General features: G+C 64.5%; 22 protein-coding genes. 19 read left to right on the top strand and 3 right to left on the bottom strand.

Translation table 11 applies throughout. The features are described 5' to 3' along the window. Window positions 1-11 precede the first annotated feature (11 nt). From GGQ74_RS10785 to GGQ74_RS10720, 14 genes are all read left to right on the top strand, one after another. Window positions 12-251: a FeoA family protein gene (locus GGQ74_RS10785; protein ID WP_167941556.1), complete on the top strand. Its 240-nt coding sequence runs from the start codon at window positions 12-14 to the stop codon at window positions 249-251. A gap of 3 nt (window positions 252-254) precedes the next feature. Further along, window positions 255-2,441: a ferrous iron transport protein B gene (gene feoB / locus GGQ74_RS10780; RefSeq protein WP_167941555.1), complete on the top strand. Its 2,187-nt coding sequence runs from the start codon at window positions 255-257 to the stop codon at window positions 2,439-2,441. Window positions 2,442-2,661: 220 nt separating this feature from the next. Further along, window positions 2,662-4,950 (top strand): PAS domain S-box protein, encoded by a 2,289-nt coding sequence (locus GGQ74_RS10775; protein ID WP_167941554.1) that lies wholly within the window; start codon window positions 2,662-2,664, stop codon window positions 4,948-4,950. Between the two features lie 259 nt (window positions 4,951-5,209). Further along, complete coding sequence (locus GGQ74_RS10770; protein ID WP_167941553.1) at window positions 5,210-5,668, top strand: RrF2 family transcriptional regulator; 459 nt, start codon at window positions 5,210-5,212, stop codon at window positions 5,666-5,668. Between the two features lie 425 nt (window positions 5,669-6,093). Continuing rightward, the gene (gene hmcA / locus GGQ74_RS10765) at window positions 6,094-7,716 is read left to right on the top strand and encodes a sulfate respiration complex hexadecaheme cytochrome HmcA (RefSeq protein ID WP_167941552.1); all 1,623 of its coding nucleotides are present in this window, start codon (window positions 6,094-6,096) and stop codon (window positions 7,714-7,716) included. A gap of 35 nt (window positions 7,717-7,751) precedes the next feature. Next, window positions 7,752-8,813 (top strand): sulfate respiration complex iron-sulfur protein HmcB, encoded by a 1,062-nt coding sequence (hmcB, locus tag GGQ74_RS10760; protein ID WP_167941980.1) that lies wholly within the window; start codon window positions 7,752-7,754, stop codon window positions 8,811-8,813. Then, window positions 8,814-9,986: a sulfate respiration complex protein HmcC gene (gene hmcC, locus GGQ74_RS10755; RefSeq protein ID WP_167941551.1), complete on the top strand. Its 1,173-nt coding sequence runs from the start codon at window positions 8,814-8,816 to the stop codon at window positions 9,984-9,986. A 24-nt stretch (window positions 9,987-10,010) separates the two neighbouring features. Beyond that, complete coding sequence (hmcD, locus tag GGQ74_RS10750) at window positions 10,011-10,154, top strand: sulfate respiration complex protein HmcD (RefSeq protein ID WP_167941550.1); 144 nt, start codon at window positions 10,011-10,013, stop codon at window positions 10,152-10,154. A 54-nt stretch (window positions 10,155-10,208) separates the two neighbouring features. After that, a complete protein-coding gene (gene hmcE / locus GGQ74_RS10745) occupies window positions 10,209-10,886 on the top strand; it encodes a sulfate respiration complex protein HmcE (protein ID WP_167941549.1) in 678 nt (225 codons plus the stop codon). Between the two features lie 33 nt (window positions 10,887-10,919). Continuing rightward, on the top strand, window positions 10,920-12,308 hold the full coding sequence (gene hmcF, locus GGQ74_RS10740; protein ID WP_167941548.1) for a sulfate respiration complex iron-sulfur protein HmcF: 1,389 nt from the start codon (window positions 10,920-10,922) through the stop codon (window positions 12,306-12,308). Between the two features lie 64 nt (window positions 12,309-12,372). Then, entirely contained in the window at window positions 12,373-13,290 is a 918-nt protein-coding gene (locus tag GGQ74_RS10735) for a universal stress protein (protein WP_167941547.1), read from the top strand. Between the two features lie 57 nt (window positions 13,291-13,347). Beyond that, window positions 13,348-13,704 carry a DVU0259 family response regulator domain-containing protein gene (gene divK, locus GGQ74_RS10730; protein ID WP_167941546.1) on the top strand — a complete coding sequence of 119 codons (357 nt, stop codon included), beginning with the start codon at window positions 13,348-13,350 and terminating at the stop codon, window positions 13,702-13,704. Window positions 13,705-13,769: 65 nt separating this feature from the next. Beyond that, window positions 13,770-14,126: a DVU0259 family response regulator domain-containing protein gene (divK, locus tag GGQ74_RS10725; RefSeq protein WP_167941545.1), complete on the top strand. Its 357-nt coding sequence runs from the start codon at window positions 13,770-13,772 to the stop codon at window positions 14,124-14,126. A gap of 265 nt (window positions 14,127-14,391) precedes the next feature. Beyond that, window positions 14,392-16,338: a hybrid sensor histidine kinase/response regulator gene (locus tag GGQ74_RS10720; protein WP_167941544.1), complete on the top strand. Its 1,947-nt coding sequence runs from the start codon at window positions 14,392-14,394 to the stop codon at window positions 16,336-16,338. An 81-nt stretch (window positions 16,339-16,419) separates the two neighbouring features. Here GGQ74_RS10720 and GGQ74_RS10715 read toward each other — a convergent pair whose 3' ends face one another. Continuing rightward, window positions 16,420-16,863, bottom strand: coding sequence for a Fur family transcriptional regulator (locus GGQ74_RS10715; RefSeq protein ID WP_167941543.1), 444 nt, complete (start codon window positions 16,861-16,863; stop codon window positions 16,420-16,422). 82 nt (window positions 16,864-16,945) lie between these two features. On the opposite strand from GGQ74_RS10715, the gene GGQ74_RS10710 reads away from it, so the two are divergent. Then, window positions 16,946-17,593, top strand: a complete 648-nt coding sequence (locus GGQ74_RS10710) for a cyclase family protein (RefSeq protein WP_167941542.1) — start codon at window positions 16,946-16,948, stop codon at window positions 17,591-17,593. A 67-nt stretch (window positions 17,594-17,660) separates the two neighbouring features. Here the strand turns inward: GGQ74_RS10710 and GGQ74_RS10705 are convergent, their stop codons facing one another. After that, on the bottom strand, window positions 17,661-20,555 hold the full coding sequence (locus tag GGQ74_RS10705) for an insulinase family protein (protein ID WP_342448613.1): 2,895 nt from the start codon (window positions 20,553-20,555) through the stop codon (window positions 17,661-17,663). Between the two features lie 182 nt (window positions 20,556-20,737). Between GGQ74_RS10705 and GGQ74_RS10700 the strand changes: the two genes are divergently transcribed. Then, complete coding sequence (locus GGQ74_RS10700; protein WP_167941541.1) at window positions 20,738-21,784, top strand: HDOD domain-containing protein; 1,047 nt, start codon at window positions 20,738-20,740, stop codon at window positions 21,782-21,784. A gap of 77 nt (window positions 21,785-21,861) precedes the next feature. Here GGQ74_RS10700 and GGQ74_RS10695 read toward each other — a convergent pair whose 3' ends face one another. Continuing rightward, entirely contained in the window at window positions 21,862-23,154 is a 1,293-nt protein-coding gene (locus GGQ74_RS10695) for a VgrG-related protein (protein WP_167941540.1), read from the bottom strand. Between the two features lie 172 nt (window positions 23,155-23,326). Between GGQ74_RS10695 and GGQ74_RS10690 the strand changes: the two genes are divergently transcribed. Genes GGQ74_RS10690 through GGQ74_RS10680 form a run of 3 tightly spaced genes read left to right on the top strand, consistent with a single transcriptional unit; the run spans window position 23,327 to window position 25,535 of the window. Further along, window positions 23,327-23,881 (top strand): HD domain-containing protein, encoded by a 555-nt coding sequence (locus tag GGQ74_RS10690; protein ID WP_167941539.1) that lies wholly within the window; start codon window positions 23,327-23,329, stop codon window positions 23,879-23,881. Between the two features lie 35 nt (window positions 23,882-23,916). Next, window positions 23,917-25,272, top strand: a complete 1,356-nt coding sequence (locus tag GGQ74_RS10685) for a YhjD/YihY/BrkB family envelope integrity protein (RefSeq protein WP_167941538.1) — start codon at window positions 23,917-23,919, stop codon at window positions 25,270-25,272. Then, the gene (locus GGQ74_RS10680; protein ID WP_167941537.1) at window positions 25,269-25,535 is read left to right on the top strand and encodes a cysteine-rich small domain-containing protein; all 267 of its coding nucleotides are present in this window, start codon (window positions 25,269-25,271) and stop codon (window positions 25,533-25,535) included. Before GGQ74_RS10685 ends, GGQ74_RS10680 begins: the two co-directional genes overlap by 4 nt. The last annotated feature ends 100 nt before the right edge of the window (window positions 25,536-25,635 follow it).

Below are 25,635 nucleotides of genomic sequence, written 5' to 3'. Positions count from 1 at the left end.
GAGCGCCCGACATGGGTACCATCATCAATATGCGCCAACTTCAGGTCGGCCAGAAGGCCATCATCCGCACCGTCGGTGCCAGCGGCGAGCTTGGCCGCCGCATCCGCGACATGGGGCTCGTCCCCGGAACCGAGGTCGAGGTGACCGGCCGCGCCCCGCTGCGCGACCCCGTGGCCCTGCGCATGAAGGGCTTCACCCTCTCGCTTCGCAACAACGAGGCCGACCACATTACCGTCGAAATCGCGGAGTAGCGCATGACCGAGACCATCCGCCTCGCCCTCGCCGGCAACCCCAATGCCGGAAAGACCACCATGTTCAACGCCATCACCGGCGCGCGCCAGCATGTGGGCAACTATCCGGGCATCACCGTCGAGAAGAAGGAAGGTCAGGCCTCGGTCAACGGGACCCGCTTCCAGGTCATAGACCTCCCGGGCACCTATTCCCTCACCGCCTACACGCAGGAAGAGATCGTCGCGCGAAACGTGCTGGTGGACGAACGCCCCGACGTGGTGGTGAGCGTGCTCAACGCCTCGGCCATCGAGCGCAATCTCTACCTCGCCGTCCAGATTCTGGAGATGGGCATCCCGGTGGTCCTCGCCCTGAACATGATGGACGAGGCCCGTCGCCATGGCATGACCATCGACTCCGCCCGCCTGTCCGAACTGCTGGGCCTGCCCGTACTGGAAACCGTGGCCCGCACCGGCGAAGGCGTGGAAACTCTGCTGCGTCGCACCGCCGAATTCTCTCGGCAACGCGGCGGCAGGTGGGAACAGCTCGTCATCTCCTACGGCCCGGACCTCGACCACGCGCTTGGCGAGATGACCGCGCTCATCGAGGCCGAAGGCTTCCTTGCCGAGCGCTATCCCGCGCGCTGGCTGGCGCTCAAGTATCTGGAGGGCGACGAGGAGATCGTCGCCAACGGCCGCGCCGCCGGAGAGCTTTCCGCCCGCCTCGAAGCCATGGCCGCCGACGTCGCCGACCACTGCCAGAAGACGCTGAAGACTTATCCCGAGGCCATCATCGCGGACTATCGCTACGGCTTCATCACGTCGCTGCTCAAGCAGGGCGTGCTCACCCGTAGCACGGACCACCAGCGCATCGACTTTTCGGACCAGCTGGACCGCGTGCTCACGCACCGCTTCCTCGGGCCGCTCGGCATGTTCGGCGTGCTGCTCGCCGTCTACAAGCTCACCTTCTCCCTCGGCGAAATCCCCATGGGCTGGATGGAAGCCCTGTTCGCATGGATGGCGGACACCGTATCCGCCACGCTGCCGGACGGTCTGCTCAAGTCGCTTCTCGTATCCGGCGTCATCGACGGCGTGGGCGGCGTACTGAGCTTCGTCCCGCTCATCCTGCTCATCTTTCTCTTCATCTCTTTCCTCGAAGACTCAGGATACATGGCGCGCATCGCCTACATGCTGGACCGCGTGTTCCGCATTTTCGGCCTGCACGGCTGCTCGGTGATGCCCTTCATCGTCTCCGGCGGCATTGCCGGCGGATGCGCCGTTCCCGGCGTCATGGCCGCGCGCACCCTGCGCAGCCGCCGCGAGAAGCTCGCCACGCTGCTCACCGCGCCATTCATGACCTGCGGAGCCAAGCTGCCGGTGTTCATCCTGCTCATCGGGGTGTTCTTCCCGCGCCATCAGGCCCCGGCGCTGTTCCTCATCACCCTCGCCGGATGGGCTTCCGCCCTCGTGGTGGCCCGCATCCTGCGCTCCACGGTCATCAAGGGCCCAAGCACGCCGTTCGTCATGGAGTTGCCGCCCTACCGCTTCCCCACCGTCCGCGGCATGATGATCCACACATGGGAACGCACGTGGCAGTACATCAAGAAGGCCGGAACGGTCATTCTCGCCATTTCCGTCCTGCTGTGGACCATGATGACCTTCCCCGGCCTGCCCGACGACGAGGCCGCCCGCTTCGACGCCGCCTCCGCCGAGGTGGCCGCGCAGTTGGCCGAGGCCACGCCGGGTTCGTCCGCGGAGATGGTCCTTGCCGGACAGCGCGACCGCATTGAGGGCCAGCGCGCCGAAGCCGCGCTTCGCACCTCCTTCGCCGGACGCATCGGCACTGCCCTTGAGGGCGTGTCGTCGCTGGCGGGCTTCGACTGGCGCACCAACATCGCCCTCGTGGGCGGCGTGGCTGCCAAGGAAGTCATCGTCTCCACGCTGGGCACGGCATATTCGCTGGGTAGCGGCGATTCCGCCTCGGCCTCCCTCGCCGAGCGCCTGGCCATGTCCCCGGAGTGGTCGCCTCTGCGGGCCACGGCACTCATGCTGTTCATCCTGCTCTACGCCCCCTGCTTCGTGACGCTGGTCGCCATCCGCGGCGAGGCGGGATCGTGGAAATGGGCGCTGTTCTCCCTTGCCTTCAACACCGCTTTCGCCTTTGCCGTATCCGTGGCCGTCTATCAGGGCGGCAGGCTCGTCGGCCTCGGCTGAGCCATCCGCACAGAAGCACATCACGCGCCCCGTCCGGCACTGCCGGGCGGGGCGCTTTCGCTTGCGCCTCCCGCCTGATGACGCAACGACCACCACACACGACGCACCGCGCATGATGGGCGCACATGATGGGCGCACATGATGGGCCATGCTCCACGCCGCCTTGCCAAAGCCCTACCACGGGGGTATGGATGAGACACACCCTCAACCCACACGGACCATGCGCTCGCAGCTTCAGCAATTCCGCCACAGCCTGCTGTTCAAGATCATCCTTTCGGTCGGTCTGACGCTTCTGCTGTGCGTGTCCGCGTGGTCCTACTTCAGCATCCGTTTCCAGCGCGAAAACACCATGCGCACCATCGTGGACGGCTCCGACCGCCTGTCGGACACCACGCGCCTCGCGCTGCACTACGCCATGCTCCACAACTCGCGCGACGACATCCGCCAGATCGTGCGCAACACCGGCCGCCAAAAGAGCGTGGAAGTGGTGCGCATCTACGACAAGACGGGCACCATCCAGTTCTCCAGCCGCTCCACCGAGGAAGGTTCTCGCACAAACATCCGCAACGAGGCCTGCCACGTCTGCCACAGCAACGAACCGCCGCTCACGCGCGTTCCGCTGGAGGACCGCACCCGCATCTTCACCGCCGCCGACGGCGCGCGCAGCATCGCCGTGCTGACTCCCATCTACAACGAGCCGACCTGCTCCGGACCGCCCTGTCACTTCCACCCTGAGGACACCAAGGTCCTCGGCGCGCTGGACATGGTGATGTCCCTCAAGCAGGCCGACGCGGTTCTCGCCAATTTCGAGCTGAACTCCATGGCCATGGCCGCCTTCGTGTTCCTCGCCACGTCGTGGATCATGATCTTCATCGTGCTGCGCTTCGTGAAGGAGCCGGTGAAGCAACTCATCGCAGGAACGCGGCTCATCGCGGCCGGTCGGGAGATTCCTTCCGACACGCTGGACATGGAGGACGAGATGGGGCAGCTGGTGGCCGCGCTGAACCGCATGGGGCGCGACATCACCGCCAAGCAGTCCGAGCTAAACAAGCAGCGCGACCTGTACCGCGCCTTCTTCGACAACGTGCCCTGCCTCATCACCGTGTTGAGCAAAGATCTCCGGCTTATCGACTTCAACCGCGAATTCGCGGACCGCTTCAGCCCCAAGTCGGGGGACTTCTGCTACCACGCGTGGAAGGGACGCGACGAACGTTGCGAGCACTGCCCCGTGCAGGACACATTCATCGACGGCCGCTCCCGGTGCAGCGAGGAATCCGGCGTGCACCCGGACGGCTCGCCCGCGCACTGGATCGTGACCACCCAGCCCATCCGCGACGAGAACGGTACCATCGTGGCCGCCATGGAAATGTGCCTCGACATCACCCAACGCCGCACGCTGGAACAGCGCCTCGAAAAGTCGGAAAAGAAGTACCACGACATCTTCAACCACATCCCGAATCCGGTCTTCGTGCTCGACGCCGAAACCCTCGCAATCATCGACTGCAACGACGCCGTAGGCCGCGTCTACGAGCAGACGCGCGCGCAGCTCGCCGGGCGACCGTTCCCGGACCTGTTCGCCGACGGTGAGGACGCCACCTTCGGCGAACGCCTCAAGGCCTTCCGCCCCATCAACCGCGCACGCCACCGCACGGCCTCGGGCCGCATGATCTACGTGGACATCATGGCCTCGCCCTCGGAACTGCCCGAGCGGCGAATCATCCTCGCCATCACCCGCGACATCACCAAGCGCCTCGAAACCGAGCAGCAACTCATTCAGGCCGGGAAAATGGCCACCCTCGGCGAGATGGCCACCGGCGTCGCCCACGAGCTCAACCAGCCGCTGACGGTCATCCAGACCATCGCAAGCTACCTGCTACGCAAGGTCCGCAAAAACGAAACCGTGGACCATGCCGCCATGACCGAAATGGCCGAGGGCATCCGCGCCCATGTGGAACGCGCCTCCAAGATCATCACCCACATGCGTGAATTCGGCCGCAAGTCCGACATCCGGCGCGAATGCGTGGACGTCAACGCCGTGCTCGAACGGGCCTTCGAAATCTTCGACCAGCAGCTCCGCCTGCGCTCCGTCGCCGTGGAACGCGACCTCGCGCCGGACCTGCCCCGCGTCATGGCCGAGCCGAACCGGCTGGAGCAGGTGTTCATCAACCTGCTGCTCAACGCGCGCGACTCCATCGAAGCCCGCACGGCCGAAGATGCCAACGCCCCCCGGCGCATCACCCTGATCACGAGGCATACGGGCGACAGCGTCGAGATCAGCATCGCCGACACGGGCACCGGATTCGCCGACGCCATCGCGGACCGCCTCTTCGAGCCCTTCTTCACCACCAAGGAAGTCGGCCGCGGCACCGGACTCGGGCTGTCCATCAGCTACGGCATCGTCACGGACTACAACGGCAGCATCCGCGCGCAAAACGCCCCGGACGGCGGCGCGCGCTTCATCATCAGCTTCCCCGTGGCGCAAGACGACGATACGCCGTCCCCGGCCTGACCGCCCCCTCCCCGCACACGCTTCCCGCCCACGTGGTACGCGCCGCTCGCAGCCACAGCCGCAACGTCGCACGCCGCATCTCCACTCCATCCAGAGCCTCCTTTCGCGCTAAATCCTTGTTGACTAGTAGGATATTATAACCTACTAGCCCGGTATGCTTTCGGATACGCGGTGCGGCGTCAGTCCGGAGCGAATATTGGGTTGCGACCACGGCCCACAGGAGGCCCGGGTGCAAAGCGCCCGGGCGAAGGAATGCGCCATGCGCCTGACTACGAAGAGCCGATACGGGACGAAGCTGCTGCTGGACATCGCCCTGCACAGCGAGGATGGACCCGTTCGGGTCTGTGACATTTCACGGCGTCAGGGCATCTCGGTGAAGTATCTTGAGAAGCTCATACGCACGTTGAAGAACGGAGGGTACATCGAGAGCAAGCGGGGGCCCCGAGGTGGGCACCTCATCGCCATGCCGCTCGATGCCATTTCCGTGGGAGCCATCGTCCGCATACTGGAAGGCGAACACCCTCTCGCCATCTGCGGAGACGACGACCCCCACGCCGGCGACGAATCCTGCCTCACCCGCAGGATATGGATGGAGGCCGGACGGGCCATGTTCGAAAAGCTCGACTCCATCACCTTCGCGCAACTCGTCGAAGAAGCGCGCAAATGCACGAAAACGCACTGCTGCCTGCGGGATGCTCCCGCCCGGCGCAATGCTTGAGGCCAAGGGGTATCTCCCCCTTGGCCTTTTTTTCGTCCTGTCGTCCGCTTGACACTTTCAGCACAAATCCCTCGCCAAATCTAGCTTTGCGCCGCCATTTCGGCACCCTGCCGTCCGGAGTTCCCTACTTGACTGGTAGGGAAAGATTCTATACCTTCGCGGTATGTTTTACGCTTTTTTAGGCGTAACTTGCTGTAATTCAAGCATTTTTCCGGTCCGCTTTCGGCACGACTTTGCTTTGCCGGGGAAATGCTCAAGGGGGTCCCCCTCTTGAAAATGCGCCATTTTTCGCAAAGGCCCGCACGCCACCGCGGGGATGGTCCGGCTCTGGTACGGGCGCACGCCACACGCCGCCCGAATGGTCTCAACGCTCAGCCGTGGTCGCTGGTACGGAACATCAGCCAAGTTTGATGAGGGGCAACAACATGATGAAGGGAAGATCCCTGTTGCGATGGGCTGGAATGATCGTCTTTCTCGCCGCCTTCTCCGTTTGGGGAATCGAGGCCGGCGCGGTTTCCAAGCCCGCAACACCCAAGGAGAAGCGCGCCGACCTTCTGGTCATCGACGCGCTCGCCTCATATGGGGAACTGGACGAGAAACCCGTCCCGTTCTTCCATGACAAGCACACCGAAGCGCTGGCGCAGCAGGGCAAGGATTGCGCCTCCTGTCATGAGAAGGACGCCGACGGACGCATGTCCACAGCTTTCAAGCGGCTGGCGAACGTCTCGCTGGACGCCGACAAAGCCGTCTATCACGACAACTGCATCGGCTGTCACTCCGATCAGGCCGCCGCAGGCCTGAAGACCGGACCCACCGACGCCCAGTGCCGCAGCTGCCACCGCGAGGCACCCGCCGCCGCAGGCCGCGTGTCCGCTGGCTTCGACACCTCGCTGCACTACCGTCACGTCGCCTCCAAGGCCATCCCGGCAGCCGAGGGACAGGACGCCAACTGCGCAGCCTGCCACCACGTCCTCGACAAGGCGACCGACAAGCTCGTCTACGCCAAGGGCGAGGAAGGCTCCTGCCGCTACTGCCACGAGGAAAAGGCCACCAAGGACGTGAAGTCCATCCGTCAGGCAGCCCACGCCGCCTGCGTGACCTGTCACCTCGACGTCAAGGCCACCAAGGCCGAGACCGGCCCCGTGACCTGCGCCGGATGCCATGACTCCACCACCCGCACGGCCATCAAGAAGGCCGAGGCCCCCGAGCGCCTCATGCGCGGACAGGCCGACGCCGTCCTGCTGACCATTCCCGGCGAGAAGGCCGCCAAGGCCGACAAGCCCGCCGCCATGGCACCCGTGGCCTTCGACCATAAGGCCCATGAGGCCTACGTGGACAACTGCCGCTCCTGCCATCACAAGGCCATCGAATCCTGCAGCAAAACCTGCCACACCCTTGAGGGCAACGAGAAGGGCGGCTTCGTGACCTTCGAGGCGGCCATGCACAAGAAGGATTCCGACCGGAGCTGCATCGGCTGCCACAACGAGCGCAAGACCGACAAGACCTGCGCTGGCTGCCACACCGTCATGACCTCCGCCGAAACCGATCCCAAGAACTGCGCCACCTGCCACGTGGCCCTGCCCGAGCACGCGGGAACCAACCCCGCCCGCTTGAGCGACGAGGAGAAGAAGGCTGCCGCCTCCATGCTCATCGCCGCCCGCAAGCCTCACGCAGGCATCTACGAGGCCAAGCTCATCCCCGAGAAGGTCACCATCGACGGCCTTGTGGACCAGTACGAGGGAGCCGAGTTCCCCCACCGCAAGATCGTCGACGCCATGTTCGCCAAGATCCAGGACAGCGACCTTGCAGGCACCTTCCACACCGACAAGGGCACCTTCTGCCAGGGCTGCCATCACAACAGCCCCGCCTCGGCCACTCCGCCGAATTGCGCCAGCTGCCACAAGCAGGGCGTGAACGATGACGCCTCCGTGAAGCCCGGCCTCAAGGCCGCCTACCACAGGCAGTGCATCGGTTGCCACGAGGCAATGGCCGTGGAGAAGCCCAAGGCCACCGCGTGCGTGGAGTGTCACAAGGAACGCAAGAAGTAGGACCGGATTCCAAGACGAGGTATTCGAATATGGCTATTGATCGTAGAAAATTCCTGGGGCTGGTCGGCGCTGCCGGCGTTGCCGCCACGCTGGGCACCGAGGCCCACGCCGCGGGCAACGTCCACTTCGACGGCTACCCGGACAGCATGGGCGTCCTCTTCGACGCCACCGAATGCATCGGCTGCCGCAAGTGCGAGGAGGCCTGCAACAAGGTCAACGAACTGCCCGCGCCCGAGAAGCCCTTCGACGACATGAACGTGCTCGAAACCGAGCGCCGCACAACGGACAAGGCCCTCACCGTGGTCAACAAGTACCAGCCCGAGGGTTCCTCGCGCCCGGTGTTCCGCAAGATCCAGTGCATGCACTGCAAGGAACCCGCCTGCGCGTCGGCCTGTTTCGTCAAGGCCTTCAAGAAGACCCCCGAAGGCGCAGTGGTGTACGACGCATCTCTGTGCGTGGGCTGCCGCTACTGCATGATCGCCTGCCCCTTCAACGTGCCCGCGTACGAGTACGACGAGCCGCTGACCCCGCGGGTGATGAAGTGCACCATGTGTCATCCCCGCATCCTCGAAGGCAAGCTGCCCGGCTGTGTCGAGGCCTGCCCCAAGCAGGCGCTGACCTTCGGCAAGCGCGAGGACCTTATCAAGCTGGCCCGCAACCGCATCGAGGCGCACCCGGGCCGCTACATCGACCACATCTACGGCGAGACCGAGATGGGTGGAACCAACTGGCTCACCATCTCCGGCTCCCCCTTCAACGAAATCGGCATGCGCGAGGACCTCGGCGTGACCAGCGCTCCCGAGATGACCTCCGGCGCGCTGGCGCTGGTGCCCATGGTCACCGGCCTGTGGCCGGTGCTGCTCACCGGCGTCTACGCCATGAACAAGCGCCGCGACAAGATCGCCGAGGAAGAGAAGGCCGAGGCCGTCTCCAATGCGCTGCGCAGGGCCGCCGATCAGGCCGAATCCAAGCTCCGCAGCGAGCTTGAGAAGGCCGACGTGGCGCACAAGCGCAAGATCGAGGTCAAGGTCAAGAAGGCCGTCGAAGACGCCCTCGCCTCCACGGCGAAGGACAAGAAAGACGAGGAGGAAGCCTAAATGTCCGCTGAAGTCAAAAGCGCCGGCAAATCGGCATTGACGCCGTTCACCGTCGTCGCCGGCATCATCGTCATCATCGGGCTCATCCTCTCCGGACTTCGCTTCGTGGGCGGCCTGAGCACCATCACCAATCTGGACAACAACTACCCGTGGGGCATCTGGATCAGCTTCGACCTGCTCTGCGGCGTCGCGCTGGCGGCGGGCGGCTACACCACCTCCGCGGCCTGCTACCTGTTCGGCATGAAGCGCTACCACTCGGCGGTGCGTCCCGCGCTGCTGACGGCTTTCCTCGGCTACGCGCTGGTCGTCTTCGCCCTGCACTACGACCTCGGCCGTCCGTGGCGGCTGGTCTACCCCATCTTCTACTCGCAGGGCACCTCGTCCCTGCTGTTCGAAGTGGGTCTGTGCGTGTTCCTGTACCTGAACGTGCTCTTCATCGAGTCCACCCCCGCCGCCTTCGAGTGGCTGGGCTTCAAGAAGATCAGGAACGTCGTGGTCAAGCTCACCCTGCCCCTGACCATCATGGGCGTTGTGCTCTCCACCATGCACCAGAGCTCGCTTGGCGCGCTGTACCTCATCGCCCCGAGTAAGGTGCATCCGCTGTGGTACTCCATTTACCTGCCGCTGTTCTTCTTCATCAGCTCCATGTTCGCCGGCATGTCCATGGTGCTCTTCGAGTCCACGCTGGCCCACAAGGCCTTCCATCACCTGATGGACGAGGAGCACAAGCGCGAGAGCGAGGGCGTGGCCCTCGGCTTCGCCAAAGCCTGCTCGTGGATCATGATGGGCTACTTCGTGATCAAGTTCCTGGCGCTGGCCGTGGAAAACAAGTGGGGCTACCTGTTCACCAGCTGGGGCATGTGGTGGTGGGTCGAGATGATCGGCTTCATCGTGATGCCCGCACTGGCCTACGCCATCGGCGCTCGCGAGAAGAACCTGCCGCTCATCCGCAAGACCGCCCTGTGGACCGTTCTGGGCATCGTGCTGAACCGCTTCAACGTCTCTCTCGTGGCGTTCAACTGGTACCTGCCGTCCTCCCAGAAGTACTTCCCGACTCTCTCCGAGATCGGCATCTCCGTGTTCGTGGTGACCATCGGCGTGCTGGCGTACCGCTTCATCGTGACGCACATGCCCATCTTCTACGAACACCCCGAATACAAGAGCGGCCACTAGCCCGCGAAACAAGGGAGTTTCGACATGGAACAGATGTTCTACACCCTGCACGACTTCATGGTCTACTCCAAGGGCTGGGCCTACACCCTCATGGGAGCGGCTCTCGTGTTCTACCTCGGCTACTGGCTCTTCCTGACCGGCCGCGACGAGGCGCCGAGGAAATACTAACGATCAGGGAAGGCGCGTCGCGCCCTCCCACCGATACGTCAAGGAGAGACTCGAATGTATGAGTTCCTGACCGGCCCCATGCTGTGGGTCACGTTCACCGTCTTCATCCTCGGGTGCATCTACCGGGTGGTCTGGTACTTCCGGGGCCTCGACTGGAAGCTCGACCGCGTGGCCTACAAGGCCGACATGGGTCTCGGGCTCAAGTGGGCATGGAAGTCCATCTACCACTGGCTGCTGCCCTTCGGCACCTTCAGCTGGCGCCGCAAGCCCGGCATGATGTCCCTGTTCTTCATCTTCCATGTGGGCATCGTCTTCGTGCCGCTGTTCCTGGAAGCCCACACCGTCATCGCGCGCGAGCATCTGGGCATCAACTGGCCCGCCATGCCCGCAGGCCTTGCCGATGCGCTGACCGTGGCCATGCTGGCCGCTGGCGTCATGCTCATCCTGCGCCGCATCCTCCTCGCCGAGGTGCGCGTGCTGACCACCGCCAACGACTACCTGATGCTCGCCATCGCCATGGCCCCCTTCATCACGGGCATCCTGTGCCGCCTGCACGTGCCCGGCTACGAGGGCTGGCTTCTGGCGCATCTGGTGTCCGGCCACGTGATGCTTCTGGCCATTCCCTTCACCAAGCTGTCGCACATGGTGCTGTTCTTCTGCTCCAGAGCCCAGCTGGGCATGGACTTCGGCATCAAGCGCGGCGGCGAACGAGGCCGCGGCCTCGTCTGGTAAACAACCTCGACCCGTTGGGTAAGGAGCAAACACATGCCTGAAGGGAAATTCTGCAACAAGACCCCGATTCAGACGGAAGAGGCCCTGCTGAGCCTTCTGTCCGACACGCGGGGTACCCAGTACTACGAGGAAATGAAGTCTCTGGAGGTCAACAAGGAAGACCTCTGGAACCGCATCCAGAAGACCTGCAAGTCGCGCATGCGCACGTGGCTCGACATCTGCGCTCACTGCGGCCTGTGCGCCGACTCCTGCTTCCTCTACCTCGTCAACGACCGTGACCCCGAACAGGTGCCCAGCCGCAAGATCCAGAGCATGTTGCGCACCATGATCGAGAAGAAGGGCGACGTGACCACCGAGTTCATGATCGAATGCATGAACACCGCATGGTCCAAGTGCACCTGCTGCTCGCGCTGCGCACAGTTCTGCCCCCATGGCATCGACATGGGCCAGATGAACAGCTACATCCGCGGCCTTCTGTTCTCGCAGGGCTTCGTGCCGTGGGAGATGAAGATCGGCTCCGGCATGCACCGCGTCTACCGCGCGCAGATGGACGTGACCACCGAAGACTGGGTGGAAACCTGCGAGTGGATGGCCGAGGAGAACGAAGAGGAATGGCCCGGCCTCGAAATCCCCGTGGATAAGGAAGGCGCGGACATCATGTACACATGTAACGCCCGCGAGCCGAAGCACTATCCCGAGGATCTCGCGGAAGCCGCCATCCTGTTCCACATCGCCGGAGAGAACTGGACCGTGCCGAGCGAGGGCTGGGAACAGACCTCGCTGACCATGTTCGCTGGCGACTGGGAAGGCGCGAAGATGCAGGTGGACAACGTCTACGCCGCCATCGAGCGCCTGAAGCCCAAGCGCGTCATCGGCACGGAATGCGGCCATGCGCACCGCGCCACCGTGGTCGAGGGCCCCTACTGGGCGGGCCGCGCCAGCGGCAAACCCCCGGCACCCTACATCCACTACGTGCAGTGGGTGGCCGAGGCCCTGCGCACCGGCAAGCTCAAGATCGACCCGTCCAAGCGCATCAAGGAGCTTGTAACCCTGCAGGACTCCTGCAACTATGTACGTAACCACGGTCTGGCGGAAATCACCCGCGAGATCATGTCGTACATGGTCGAGCCCGGGTACTTCGTCGAGATGACCCCGTGCAAGGAGTACAACTACTGCTGCGGTGGTGGCGGCGGCTTCAACGGCATCGGCCGTTACCGCCAGCAGCGCAACAAGGCGCTCCAGACGAAGCGCGATCAGATTCTCGCCACGGGCGCGAAGCTGGTCATCTCGCCCTGTCACAACTGCTGGGACGCAATCCGCGACCTGGAGGAAGAATACGAGATCGGCATCAGATGGTCGTTCCTCAAGCCCCTGCTGATCGGCATGGTTGAGATTCCCGAGCATCTGCAGCCCAAGGAATAGCTGGCAAAGGCGCATCAATGGGGGAGCATTTCGCTCCCCCCTTCTCCAAAGCAAGAGGTGGCCTATGTTCAAGAAGATTCTGTTCGCGACTTCCGCAACCCCCGCGTGCGACCATGCCGCACGAGTCGCCTTCGAACTGGCGAAGCGACACGGGGCAGAACTCATAGCCTTCCACGTTCTGGGCATTCCCACCCGCGCATTCAGCCAGGTGGTCAAGGATGTCCGTACCGGCGAGGAAGTGACCCTCGATGACGACTACCTCGATTCGGTCAAGGACGAGATCAAGAACTTCTACCTGAAGCAGTTCGACGAGTTCGACAACGCCCGCATCGAAGTCGCCACCGGCTGGCCGCACCGCGAGATTCTTCGCATGGCCCGCGAAACCTCCGCAGACCTCATCATCATGGGCGCAAGCGCCCGCGAGGATTCCCCCTACTACCGTTACGGCATTCCCGGCAGCACGCTCCAGCGCGTGGCCAAGGCCGCCCGCTGCCCCGTGCTCACCGTCAGCCGTCCCTCGGCCTCCTACTGGGGCGGATTCTCCAGCGTGGTCTTCGCCACGGACTTCTCCGCTCCGGCCAAAAACGCCTTCGGCTTCGCAGCATCCCTCGCCCGCGACCTCGACTGCGAACTCTCCATCTTCCACGCCCTCGACATCTCGGCCATGGCCGCAGGCAAGGTCATGGATCAGGAGGAGATCGAGGACGCCCTCATCGCCGCGCGGCGCAAGATGCATAGCGAATACGCCTCCAAGCTCGGCGAGTTCAAGAAGGTCAACGTCGAAGCGTGGGAAGGCGTTCCCTACGTGGAAATCGTCAAGTACGCGCGCGAGCGGCAGGCCGACCTCATCGTCCTGGCCCACCACATCCGCGAGACGGACGCCGAGCGCGCCCGCATCGGCAGCACCATGGAACAGGTCATCGTTCGCGCCAACTGCCCCGTGGTCAGCGTGAACCGGCCGGACAAGGTTCAGGATCTCTAGCACCGCACACGTCACAACTCCGGCGGACCCGCCGGACAACGCGAAGCGAGGAAAGACATGGCCAAGAAGATTCTCATCATCGACGATGACCCGAACATTGTCTCCTATCTGACCGACATCTTCACCGACAACGGATATGAAACGTGTACGGCAGGCGACGGCTCGGAAGCCATGGACGTGGTGCTCGCCGAGAAGCCCGACCTCATCACCCTCGATCTGGAAATGCCCAACGAGTGGGGTCCGCGCTTCTACCGCAAGCTCTCGCAGGAACCCGAGTACAAGCGCATTCCCGTCATCGTCATCAGTGGCCTTGCCGGGAACAAGTACGCGGTGCCCAAGGCCATCGCCAGCCTGACCAAGCCCTTCAATCCCGACGAACTCATCTCCATCGTCAGGCAGACCATCGGCCAATAGCCGTGGTAGGGTAGAACCGGAGCGACGAATACGTCCCAACGGGACTTCATACCGGGAGGTACGATATGCCGAAGAAGATCATGGTCGTGGACGACGATCCCGCCATCGTGGACTATCTGGTCAGCCTCTTCGAGGACAACGGCTACGCCACGTGCAGTGCCATCGACGGAGCCGACGCGCTGGACATCATCGGCAACGAGATGCCCGATCTCATCACCCTGGACCTCGAAATGCCGAACGAATGGGGTCCCCGGTTCTACAGGAAGTATTCGCAGGACCCGGCACTGGCCGACATTCCGGTCATCGTCATCAGCGGGCTTTCCGGCATCCACCTCGCCATTCGCAAGGCGGTCGCCACCATTCAGAAGCCCTTCGATGCCGACAAGGTCATTGCCATAGTCAGGGAAACCATCGGTGCCTAGGCACCGGAACACCCATAGGGCCGCCTAGCGGCCCCAAGGCGGCAGGACACTGCCCGCAACGAGTCGTCATCGGCGGCGCGGCGGGGGGGCCAACCTCCGCCGTGCCTGCCTTCTCACGGGGAACCGGATCACCCCGGTTTTCTGTCGGGCCTCACCAGCCCTCTTCGCGCTCGTGTGTCGGCTAAATCCCTACCATTTTACACGGAATGCCGCCTCGCGGCTCGGCACCAGCCAACCGCAACCCGGCCCACGCCCTGGACGCGACATGAAGAAACAACTGCTGCTCGTGGACGACGAACCCGGAATACGAACCTTTCTCGGCCTGTCCCTCACTGACCTCGGTTATGAGGTGCTCACCGCAGAAAACGGACCGGACGCCCTACGCGTCTTCGACGAGGCTCACCCGCCCATCGTGCTCACGGACATCAAGATGCCCGGCATGGACGGCATCGAGCTGCTCAAGGCCATAAAGGCCAAAAAGCCCGACGCGGAGGTCATCATGATCTCCGGCCACGGCGATATGGACCTCGCCATTCAGAGCCTCAAGTTCGACGCTGCGGACTTCGTGACCAAGCCCATCAACGACGAGGTGCTCGAAGCTGCGCTTGGCCGCGTGGTGGAAAAGATCACCATGCGCGAGAAGCTGCACGAGTACACTGTGAACCTCGAACGGCTGGTGGAGGAGAAGTCCGCCCGCGTGGTGGAGCTGGAGCGTCAGGTGGCAGTGGGACAGGTGGTGGACGGGCTGGCCAGCGCCATCCGGGGCATAACGGACCTCGTGGACGACGGCGACACCTTCAACGCCATGCCCTGCTTCATCTCCGTCCATAACGCCTACATGGAGATTGTAGCCGTCAACCAACTCTACCGCGCCAAGCTCGGAGACATGGTGGGCCGCAACTCGTGGGATCTCTACGCCGACCCCAACGCCAAGGACGCAGGCTGCCCCGTGGGGCGCACCTTCGCCACGGGCCGCGGCCAGCGGGCGCGCATGACGCTTCGCACCCCGGACAACGGGGAGATTCCGGTCATCGTCCACACGGCTCCCATCCTCGATCAGGACGGCGAGGTGGACCTCGTGCTGGAAATCACCGTGGACGTCACGGAAATCAAGCGCCTGCAGGAAGAACTTCGCGCCACCCGCGAAAAGTATCAGGTCCTCTTCGACGAGACGCCCTGCTTCATCTCCGTGCTGGACCGCCAGTTCCGGACCACGGCCTCCAACCGTCTCTACAACGAGCTTTTCGGCGGCGAACCAGGCCTGCCCTGCCATCAGGTCCTCGCCCACCGCGACGCCCCGTGCGACAACTGCCCTGCGGCGCGGACATTCTCGGACGGCCAAACCCACCAGCGCGAAACGGTCATCACCTCGCGCGACGGCAGGCAGTACAACGTGCTGGTCTGGACCGCCCCGCTACGCAACGATAAGGGCGAGGTGGCGGAGGTCATGGAACTCGCGGCGGACATCACGCAGATCCGCGAACTGCAGGACCATCTGGCCTCGCTCGGCCTCATGATCGGGTCCATGAGCCACGGCATCAAGGGCATGCTCACCGCGCTGGACGGCGGCATCTACCGCGTGGAATCGGGCATGCGCCGCGACGACCGCGACAAGATCGCCTCCGGCTGGGAGACGGTGAAGGACCTCACCGGACGCATCCGGAGCATGGTGCTGCAGATGCTGCACTACGCCAAGAATCGCGACCTGAACTGGGAGCGGGTGGACGTTGCGGAATTCTACGACGCCGTGGCCGCCCTCGTCGAGCCGAAGGCCACCAAGACTGGTGTGCGCTTCGTGCGCGAAACCGATGGCGAGCCGGGATTCATCGAAGCCGACGCGCACGTGCTGTCCGCCGCGTTTGTCAACTTTCTCGAAAATGCCGTGGACGCCTGCGTTTCCGACACGACAGGCGACAAGGAACATGCCGTGACCTTCGGCCTCACAGCAGAACCACAGCGCATCCGCATCACCATCTCCGACAACGGCACAGGCATGGACCGCGAAACGCGCGAGAAGCTCTTCACGCTGTTCTTCTCGTCCAAGGGCTGCCGAGGCACTGGGCTTGGCCTCTTCGTCTCGGACAAATCCATCCGCCAGCACGGCGGCGACATCGCTGTCGATTCCCAGCCCGGGCAGGGCACCACGTTCACCATCACCATCCCCCGCAGGCTCCCGCCCGAGGCCAAGGCCTGCGAAACGCCCTGCCAGTGACGCACCATCGAGCACAAAAAAACGCCGCCCACATGGGCGGCGTTTCTCGTTACTGAATACGAGGCGGACCGGGGCGGCGGGCTAGTGCCCGCCCTTCTTCCTGCGGCAATCCGCGCAGAGGCCGTAAAGATACATCTCGTGCCCGGTCAGCACGAATCCGTGCTCCTCGGCCAGACGCTCCTGCAACTCCTCGATCTTCTCATCCACCACGGAGAGGGCCTTGCCGCATTCCTCGCAAATGATGTGATCGTGATGGGAGTTACCATATTTCTGTTCATAGCGCGTTACACCGTCGCCGAACTTCACTTCCTTGGCGAGGCCCGATTCGGAAAGCAGCTTGAGCGTCCTGTAGACGGTGGCCTGCCCGATGGACTTGTCGAATCTCTTGACGATGGTATACAGATCCTCGGACGCAAGATGCCCCTTCTCGCGCAGGAAGATATCCAGAATCAGCCGACGCTGCGGCGTCATCTTCAGATTCTTGCGGGAGAGGTAGTCGGAAAAGACTTCTAGCGGCTCTTTCATGCTTCGTCCCCTGATCGGTTTACCGCATTTATTCAAGCCTCGGGAGTTCTGTCAAGTTCGCTCCCCCGCGCACGGAGTCCCCATGACCATTCCCGGCCCCATCATCGACATCACCCTCGCCCTCGGGCGCGAGGACGCACCATGGCCCGGCGACAGGCCCTTCGCCCTCGAAGGCGTCCCCACATCCCCTTGCGGCGGGCGCACATCCACGCTGACCATGAGCGCCCACTGTGGCACGCACATCGACACTCCGGCCCACGTCATGGACGCTGCCCGCACCCTCGGGGACTACGCCCCGGCGGACTTCCTCCTGCCCGCCATCGTCGTGGACGTCGGGGACGCTGCGCTCGTCACGGCACAACTGCTTCAAGACGCCGCCATCCACCCCGGAGACGCCGTACTCCTGCGCACGCGCAACACGCGCCACGGTCTGCCCGGAGACCGCATTTTCCGCACGGACTTCACGGCCCTCGCCCCAAGCGCCGCACGCCTCATCGTCGAACGCGGCGCACGCCTCGCGGGCATCGACGGCCCATCGGCAGACCCCTTCGACGCCGAGGACCTGCCCGCCCACCACATTCTTCTCGGCGCAGGCCTGCCCATCATTGAAAATCTGAATCTCCACGCGGCCACGCCCGGTCGCTACATCCTGTGCTGCCTGCCTCTGTCCATTCCCGACGCCGAGGCATCGCCCGTGCGCGCCGTGCTGTGGCCCGACACACCCCGCTGATCCGACAGAAAAGGCCCGGTCCGCACATGCGAACCGGGCCTTGAAGCATGACGCGCACAGCGCACAGCTAGAGGATGTTCTTCACCTCAAGCCCGGCAGCGCTGGCGGCGAGGGCGTCGCCCGAACCAATGACCACGGTGGAGCCGGTGCGCCCCACGGAGGCCAAAAGCTCGCCGAAGGCATTGAAGTCGGCGAGGGTGGTGCCCAGAAGCTCGTCGCGCATGGTCTGACGCATCTCCGGCGTGTCGCCCATCAGCAGCCGCGCCATGGCCACGTAGCCCTGCGCGTCGGGCAGCAGGTAGGTATCCACTTCGCCCACCGCGCCGATGATGCTCTTGACCAGTTCCTCGCGGTCCATGCGCAGGGTGCGGAAGTACTCGCCAGTGCCGTTGAACACGTCGATGGTGGTGTCGAGGTTCGGGTCGCGGTAGGACGCGAAGGCCATGGTGCGGCCCGCGCGGTCCAGCGAACTGAACGCGCCGTACGCGCCACCCTGCACGCGAACGCGGTCCCACAGGTAGCCCATGCGGGCGTGACGGTTCACGGCCAGATGCGCCCCGCTGAACTCGTAACCAGCCTGCGCGAGGTCCACGATGCGGCCCACGTAATTGACCTGCGCGGGAATGGCCAGTCCCTCGGCCTCGGGGAAGGTGCCCGGCAGCCACTGCGCCATTTCGGAACCGGATTCCGGCAGCGCGGCGACGAAGGACGAAAGCCCGTCCACCACACCGGGCAGATCATGCCCGGCGGCGGTGACGTTGAGCAGAAGCCCCCTGCGGGACACCACGGCCCTGCGGATGCGCTCCAGCCGCTCCAGCACGCCGTTCCAATCCGCGTCGATGTCGCGAATGAGCTGGCGCGCGTAGGTCAGGGCGCTCACGCCGCCCATCAATTCGCCCAGCCATCCGGCCATGCCGTGGCGGGCGCGCAGACGGGTGAGCGCAACCATGTGTCCGGCGGGAATGAGCCGTTCCTCCAGCCGCGCCTTCTCCTCAAGGGCCATGAGGCGGAAACGCTCGCGGTCCTCGAAGCGCGCGGTCAGCAGCACGTCGCGCAGGATGTCGAGCATGTCGCCAGTGTTGGCAGCCATAGCCTTGCCGCGCAGGAACAGACGGGCCACGAAGCCCTCACGGTCCAGCGTATCGGCCACGAAGGTCTCCGGCTCGATGCCGCCGGTCTTGCGGGCCACGCGCATGGTCAGGCTGGCGAAGTCCTCGGTCTGCGTCCCCATCTCGAACAGGGCGCGTCCGAAGAGCGGCACCAACGGCAGGTCCTCCTGCGCCACGCAGCCAAGGTCGAAGCCTGCGTCGAGGTAGACGATACCCTGCGCGGGCAGGTCATGCAGCAGGGTGCGCACGCCGCCCACCTCGCGCTCCTCGGTGGGGATGATCTTCTCCTCGCGCGCGATGTCGTCGAGGGACAGGGTGGGGATGGTGGCCAGCGCCTCGGGGCTGTCCGGACGCTCCTGCGCCTCGCGAAGTTCGCGGGCGGTGCGGATCACGGTCTCGATCTCCTCGGGCGTCATGGCTGCCTTGCGCGCGGCGAGCTCCTCGCGCTCGCGGCGGTCGCGCTCGGCGGCGAGGCCGTCCTTCGGCTCAAGGACCACCGTGGTGCGGTGCGCGTTGTCCAGCAGGAACGAGCGCACCAACTCGGAAAACACGGGCCTGCCCGCAGCCAGATCGGTCTTGAGCGCACGAAGCGAAGCCTCGAAGGCCAGCGGGACGAAGGGATCGCCGCCATGCAGCCACGTGGTCAGCGACATGAGCATGAGCGACAGCCCACGCGGGAAGCGCCCGGTGTTCTGCTCGCGCAGGTCGAATTCCACGCTGTTCATGGCGGCCTCGACCATTTCGATGCTGGGGCCGTTGTCGGCCATGTCGCGCAGCACGTCGAAGATGATACCTTCGGCCTCGGCCACGTCCTCGGCGTCCATGCCCTTGAGACCCACGGAGAAGGACATCTGACGCAGCTCGTCCTCAAGGCCCACGCCGGTCAGATCCTCGCCGAGGCCGGACTCCATGAGCGCACGACGCAGGGGCGAGGACGGCAGGCCGATGAGGATATGCTCCAGCACTTCGAGGCGTAGGGCGAGGTCGCGGTCGAAGGTCTCGGGCAGAAGCCAGTTCACGGTGAACATGGTACGCGCGTCGTCTCCACCCGCATAAGGGATGTCGATCCGGCGGGGATTTTCGATGCGCGGCTGCACCTCTACCTCGGAATCCACGGTTATGGCGTCGTAGCCATCGAGGGCGGCGGCGAGAATCTCCAGCCGCCTGTTCTCGTCGTCATCGCCATAGAACCAGAACCGCGCGTTGGACGGATGGTACAGCGTGCGGTGGAAATGCAGGAACCGCTCGTGGGTGAGGTCCGGGATGCGCTCCGGGTCGCCGCCGGAATCGAGACCGTAGGTGGTGTCCGGGAACAGGCCGCGCTGGGAATGCTCCTGAAGCAGGCCGTCCGGGGAGCTGTATGCGCCCTTCATCTCGTTGAACACCACGCCCTTGCGGGTCAGCTCGCCCTCGGGGGAGTCGAGCTCGTAGTGCCAGCCCTCCTGCCGGAACACGCTCTCGTCGATGCGCGGGTGGAACACAGCGTCGATGTAGACGTCCACGAGGTTATAAAAATCCTGCAGGTTCGTGCTGGCCACGGGATAGCAGGTCTTGTCCGGGTAGGTGAAGGCGTTGAGAAAAGTTTGCAGCGAGCCCTTGAGCAGCTCCACGAACGGCTCCTTGACCGGGTACCGGTCCGACCCGCACAACACCGAGTGTTCGAGGATGTGCGGCACGCCGGTGGAGTCGCGCGGGGGCGTGCGGAAGCTCACGCCGAAGACCTTGTTCTCGTCGGGGCAAATCAGGCTCATCAGTTCGGCGCCGGTGCGCGCGTGGCGAAACAGCCGGGCCTTCACCCCCACTTCGGGGATTTCCTTCTCAACAAGCAGCTCGAATCCGTGTATCATCGTCATTGATTCCTCCCGCTACGCGCCATGGGCAAGGCGGCAGTCGTTATCTTTCAATTTCGGGCACAAGGGGTGTTCTACATGAGCTTGCCCACAAATAAAACCGTCAACCGTGCACGAGGCCGCGACCGGACCGCTCCCCTGCGCAACGCCCCACGCGACACACAACGTGAAGGACGGTGCCAGCGATGAACGAGGAACTGCTCTCCAACGCCGTCGCCATCGCGGACAGGCGCTTCGCCCATGTCGATACCGCGCATCCAGCCATGAGCGCCATCTACAGGCTGGCCTGCCGCCACATCGCCACGGCCCTCGAAGGTGGCATAGAGCTGCCGCTCTTGCCGATGCCGCCCATGGACCCGCCAAGCATCCCGGAGCAGGCGATTGACCCCTTCGACCTGTTGCGCGGCGACCTCACCCTGCCGTCCCTGCCCTCGGTCTATGCCGAATTGCAGGCCGTCATCGCCGACAAGGACTCCTCGGCGAGCGACGTGGCAGGCGTCATCAGCCGCGACACGAGCCTCACGGCCTTTCTGCTGCGGCTGGTCAACAGCGCATTCTACAGCTTTCCCTCACAGATAGACACCATTTCCCGCGCCGTGGCCGTCGTGGGCACCAGCCAGCTTTCGACGCTGGCGCTCGGCACGTCGGTCATGCGCATGTTCACCGGCATTCCAGAGGCCCTCGCCAACATGGAGGAGTTCTGGCGGCACAGCATCCGCGTGGGCATCATCGCACGCAGTCTGGCCCGCGCCGCGGGCGGCGGGGAGCCGGAACGCTTCTTCGTGGCCGGACTGTTGCACGACGTGGGACGGCTGGCCATGTGCAAGCTCATCCCCGAGCGCTTCGCGGCCGTCATCGCCTACGCGGACGAACACCACGCCCTGCTCCACGAGACGGAACGCGGCGTGCTGGGGTTCGACCACGCTACCCTCGGCGGCATGCTGTTGCGCAAGTGGAACCTGCCGTTCACCCTCGTCAGCGCGGTGCTCAACCACCACGCCCCATCGCAAGCCGAGCAGGACGGCCACAAGACGACCATCATCCACCTCGCGGACATCATGGCCCGCGGCCTCGACACGGACCCCGGTCCCCGCGTCTACGTTCCGCCGCTCGACACGCAGGCGTGGAGCGCACTGGAGCTCGACCCGGACCAGCTTGCCGAGGCCTTCCATTCCTGCACAGAGCAGATGGACGCGACCCTGCGCGCGCTGGCCGGTCTGCACACCTGCTGACGTAGCCACCACAAACGACGACGGCCCCGAACGCCAAAGCGCCGGGGCCGTCGCATCGGGTCGCCCTCAACCCGACATCACGCCATGAAATCCGCTGAACCGGAATCGTCGAACATGGCCAGCGCCAGTTCCATTTCACTATCGAATCTGTTGTGGACAGCGGCCTGCACCTGTCGCGTGGAGGAGCCGAACTGTCCGCCGCGCTCGCGGTAGACCTCCTTGATGAGGGCACGGCCGAAGTCGTCGGGAGCGCTCTCGCGGGCGCTGTCCACGGCCCGCGCGAAAATGCGCGCCGAACCCGATGCGCCATGCTGCACCGCCGTGCTCCACAGCACCTGCGCCAGCACGCCGCCCTCGCCAGCGAAATCAAGCCCCGTCATCTGCGCCACCTTTCTGGCGGCGGGCATAAAATGCGTCGTGCGGATAAACTCGTGCTGCAAGTCGGCGAAGCGGTCCGGCTCGCGCGCGGCGATGCCCCGCCACGCATCCGGCACGCCTCCGCTGCGCGACCCGGTATCGGGATTGCCCGCGGCACGCAATTCAGCCGCGAACCCCGGCTCCCGGCGGTCGAGGAAGGTCAGAAATTCTCCAAAAGTCCCGGTGCGCGAGGCTATCTGATACATGCCGTAGGACGTCCCACCCACGCGGTCATGCCCCACCGCGCCGGGGTCCCCACCGGACTCGAAGCGCGCGGCCAGCAGTCCGGCCAGCTTCGCGGCCTCACCGCTGCCGTAGGCACGCCGGACCATCTCCGCATGACCGGCATCATGAACCGGTGACGTTTTCCCGACATGCCCTGCCGCGCTGGCCATAGTCTGCCCCGGCGACTGCGCTGGCGAAGCGATCACCGTCGGCTCCTCGGCCTTGGGCGAAATCACGGCCGCATGCGCACCAGAAGGCTTCAATACGCGTCCCGTCCCGGCGATTCCCCGCCCGGACAGCGCGCCACCCGATGCCAGTGCGGCATCCCGCCCGCCATTCATGGCTTCGAGCACCGTGGCCAGCGCTCCCGCACCGCCCGGCAGTCCGGACGCAAGCGTCCCCCCACCAAGCCCGGCGAGCCCACCAGCCCCGCCCTTCGGCGCAAATTCCGACAGAGAATCCATAAAAAGCGCGGCATCGCCAAGCCCGGCCAGTTCCCCGGCCTCGCGCCCGGCGTCAGCGCCGCTCATCGCGCCGAGAAACTGCCCGCCCAGCATGAGCTGCGCCTCGATTCCCGAAAGCTTCGACGGTCCCCCCGTCATGATGCCCCGCAGCATGGTCGCGAAAGGATCGCCTGCCGCGCCGCCCATGTCCCCACGGGTCCGACGCAGTTCGGCCACCTTCTGCAATGCCGCCAGCTGACTGGAAATACTACTTAAATTTACCATGCTTCCACCTCGACAACGACTGTCCGCCAAAAAGACGACACACGTGGTGCCGCTGCGAAAGCAGCAAGAACCATGCCCGGCTTTCCGTCCTCGACAACAGCGCGGAACCATTTGCCCTTCCGGTCCCCTTTCCTGTACTCTTGCCCCACGAAACCCACAGGAGCATTACGACATGATCACCAGAGACGCGGCCCTCGCCCTCGTCAAGGCCCAGAATCCCGAACTCCATCTCGTGCACCACGCCGTGCAGACAGAAGCCGTCATGCGCGCCCTCGCCCCGCGCTTCGACGCCGACCCCGAGCTGTGGGGCACGACCGGCCTGCTGCATGACCTCGACTATCCCATGACCAAGGACACGCCGGAGCGCCACGGCCTCGTGGCCGCCGAGATGCTCGCGCAGGAGCTGCCCGCCGAGGCGCTCCACGCCATCTCCGCCCACAACGAGGAATGCACCGGCGTTGCCGCGCAGGCCCCCTTCGATTACGCGCTTCGCGCCGCGGAGACCGTCACCGGACTCGTCTCGGCCGCCGCGCTGGTCCGTCCCACGCGCATGGAGGGCATGCAGCCCAAAAGCCTGCGCAAGAAGATGAAGGACAAGTCCTTCGCCGCCAACGTCAGCCGCGAACGCATTCAGGAATGCGAACGCCTCGGCATGGACCTCTCGGACTTCCTCGCGCTGTCCATCGCCGCCATAGCCGACGTCGCCGCGGAAACGGGCATCGCCTGACGCCCCCGTCGGCGCGACGCCACAGGGAGGGTGCAGTGAACCGGTTCTCCATACCGTCTCTGACGCATGCGGGCGCGGAGGCGTCCTTTGTCCGCCACCAGTTCGCCCGGCTGTTACGCTGGGTGTACATGGTCGGGCACGGCTTCGTGGCGGATCAGTGTCTGCTTCGCGCCTCGGCGCTGGCCTACACCACGGTGCTCTCCCTCGTTCCGCTTCTGGCCGTGGCCTTCTCCATTTCCAAGGGCTTCGGCATCCAGAACTCGCAATTCATCCGCGAGATGCTCATGCAGGCCACCGCCGGAAATCCGGATGTGGTCGAAGCCATCATCGGCTACATCAACAACACCAACGTCGGCACCCTCGGCGTGGCTGGCGTGGCGCTTCTGTTCATGACGGTCATTTCCCTTCTGGGAAACATCGAGGCCAGCTTCAACTCCATCTTCGGCGTGAAGGCACAGCGCAACCTGTGGCGCAAGTTCTCGGACTACCTCGCGGTGACCATGGTCTGTCCGCTGCTCATTCTCGTGGCCATCAGCTCCACGGCCTCCCTGCAAAACAACGAAATCGTCCAGCGCATCCTCGGCGTGTCGGTGTTGAGCGCCCTGTACCTCGCCGCGCTCAAGCTGTTGCCCTACGTCACCACGTGGCTGGCGCTCCTGTTCATCTACGTGTTCATCCCCAACACGCGGGTGCGCCTGACCTCCGCCCTCGGCGGGGCCATCCTCGCCGGAAGCCTGTGGCAGATCGTGCAGGCGGGCTACATCCGCTATCAGGCGGTGAGCACCAACTACAACGCCATCTACGGCAGCTTCGCGCAGGTCCCGCTCTTCCTCATCTGGATGTTCATCAGTTGGACCATCGTGCTGCTCGGCGCGGAAATCTGCTTCGCCCTCCAGCGTAGCGACACCTACTACAGCGAAGCCCGCATGAACGAATACAGCTTCGACGACCGCCAGAAGCTCGGCGCGCTCATCCTCGCCCTGCTGACCCGCGCGTTCATCGACGCGCGCCCCACACCGTCCAACGAGGCCATCGCCAGCCGCCTCGGCGCGCCAGTCAAGCTGGTCAACGACGTGCTGTTCATGCTCGGCAAGGCGAATATCGTGGTCAAGGTGGACCGCCCCGGCGGCGAGGCATACGCCCTCGCCAGCCCTCCGACCACGGTCCACGTGCTCGACGTCATGCGCGCACTGGCCCGCTATCGCGAGACCACAGGACGCGAAATGTTCGACGCCCACGCCGAAGCGCTGGCCCCCATCTTCGACGGACTGCGCACAGCCGCTGCCGAAAGCCCCTCGAACCTCACCCTCGAAGCCTTCGCCACCGCCTGTGCCGACCTGCCCTTCTGCGCGCCCGACACCGGCCCCGCACAGCATACGGACGAGAAATGAAACACAGCTACCGCTTCTTCCGAAACACGGACTGCGCATACTTCCCCTGCCACGCCAAGGCCGATCCAGACAGCTTCAACTGCCTGTTCTGCTTTTGCCCGCTCTATTTCCTCGAAGACTGCGGCGGAAACCCCACGGACCTCCACGGCATCAAGGACTGCTCGAACTGCACGCTCCCGCACTCGCCAAACGGCTACGACCACATCATCGCTCGCCTCAAGGTCGAGTTCGACCGGCGCAGGCGAACCGGAGACAACGACTGACGGCCCTTCACAGATCGAAGGATTGCCACTATGATGCCCGCCTATTGGCCGCATTGAAAAAACAAATGGCAAGTATGCCCTCACCGTCAGAACAGGAAAC

Source organism: Desulfobaculum xiamenense, from assembly GCF_011927665.1.
Lineage (GTDB): Bacteria > Desulfobacterota > Desulfovibrionia > Desulfovibrionales > Desulfovibrionaceae > Desulfobaculum > Desulfobaculum xiamenense.
This window is presented reverse-complemented; position numbering and strand designations above follow the sequence as displayed.

Excerpts from the sequence above, each read along its gene's own strand:
- GGQ74_RS10785 (WP_167941556.1), top strand. The coding sequence starts at position 12 with ATGGGTACCATCATCAATATGCGCCAACTTCAGGTCGGCCAGAAGGCC.
- feoB (WP_167941555.1), top strand. The coding sequence starts at position 255 with ATGACCGAGACCATCCGCCTCGCCCTCGCCGGCAACCCCAATGCCGGA.
- GGQ74_RS10775 (WP_167941554.1), top strand. The coding sequence starts at position 2,662 with ATGCGCTCGCAGCTTCAGCAATTCCGCCACAGCCTGCTGTTCAAGATC.
- GGQ74_RS10770 (WP_167941553.1), top strand. The coding sequence starts at position 5,210 with ATGCGCCTGACTACGAAGAGCCGATACGGGACGAAGCTGCTGCTGGAC.
- hmcA (WP_167941552.1), top strand. The coding sequence starts at position 6,094 with ATGATGAAGGGAAGATCCCTGTTGCGATGGGCTGGAATGATCGTCTTT.
- hmcC (WP_167941551.1), top strand. The coding sequence starts at position 8,814 with ATGTCCGCTGAAGTCAAAAGCGCCGGCAAATCGGCATTGACGCCGTTC.
- hmcD (WP_167941550.1), top strand. The coding sequence starts at position 10,011 with ATGGAACAGATGTTCTACACCCTGCACGACTTCATGGTCTACTCCAAG.
- hmcE (WP_167941549.1), top strand. The coding sequence starts at position 10,209 with ATGTATGAGTTCCTGACCGGCCCCATGCTGTGGGTCACGTTCACCGTC.
- hmcF (WP_167941548.1), top strand. The coding sequence starts at position 10,920 with ATGCCTGAAGGGAAATTCTGCAACAAGACCCCGATTCAGACGGAAGAG.
- GGQ74_RS10735 (WP_167941547.1), top strand. The coding sequence starts at position 12,373 with ATGTTCAAGAAGATTCTGTTCGCGACTTCCGCAACCCCCGCGTGCGAC.
- divK (WP_167941546.1), top strand. The coding sequence starts at position 13,348 with ATGGCCAAGAAGATTCTCATCATCGACGATGACCCGAACATTGTCTCC.
- divK (WP_167941545.1), top strand. The coding sequence starts at position 13,770 with ATGCCGAAGAAGATCATGGTCGTGGACGACGATCCCGCCATCGTGGAC.
- GGQ74_RS10720 (WP_167941544.1), top strand. The coding sequence starts at position 14,392 with ATGAAGAAACAACTGCTGCTCGTGGACGACGAACCCGGAATACGAACC.
- GGQ74_RS10715 (WP_167941543.1), bottom strand. The coding sequence starts at position 16,863 with ATGAAAGAGCCGCTAGAAGTCTTTTCCGACTACCTCTCCCGCAAGAAT.
- GGQ74_RS10710 (WP_167941542.1), top strand. The coding sequence starts at position 16,946 with ATGACCATTCCCGGCCCCATCATCGACATCACCCTCGCCCTCGGGCGC.
- GGQ74_RS10705 (WP_342448613.1), bottom strand. The coding sequence starts at position 20,555 with ATGACGATGATACACGGATTCGAGCTGCTTGTTGAGAAGGAAATCCCC.
- GGQ74_RS10700 (WP_167941541.1), top strand. The coding sequence starts at position 20,738 with ATGAACGAGGAACTGCTCTCCAACGCCGTCGCCATCGCGGACAGGCGC.
- GGQ74_RS10695 (WP_167941540.1), bottom strand. The coding sequence starts at position 23,154 with ATGGTAAATTTAAGTAGTATTTCCAGTCAGCTGGCGGCATTGCAGAAG.
- GGQ74_RS10690 (WP_167941539.1), top strand. The coding sequence starts at position 23,327 with ATGATCACCAGAGACGCGGCCCTCGCCCTCGTCAAGGCCCAGAATCCC.
- GGQ74_RS10680 (WP_167941537.1), top strand. The coding sequence starts at position 25,269 with ATGAAACACAGCTACCGCTTCTTCCGAAACACGGACTGCGCATACTTC.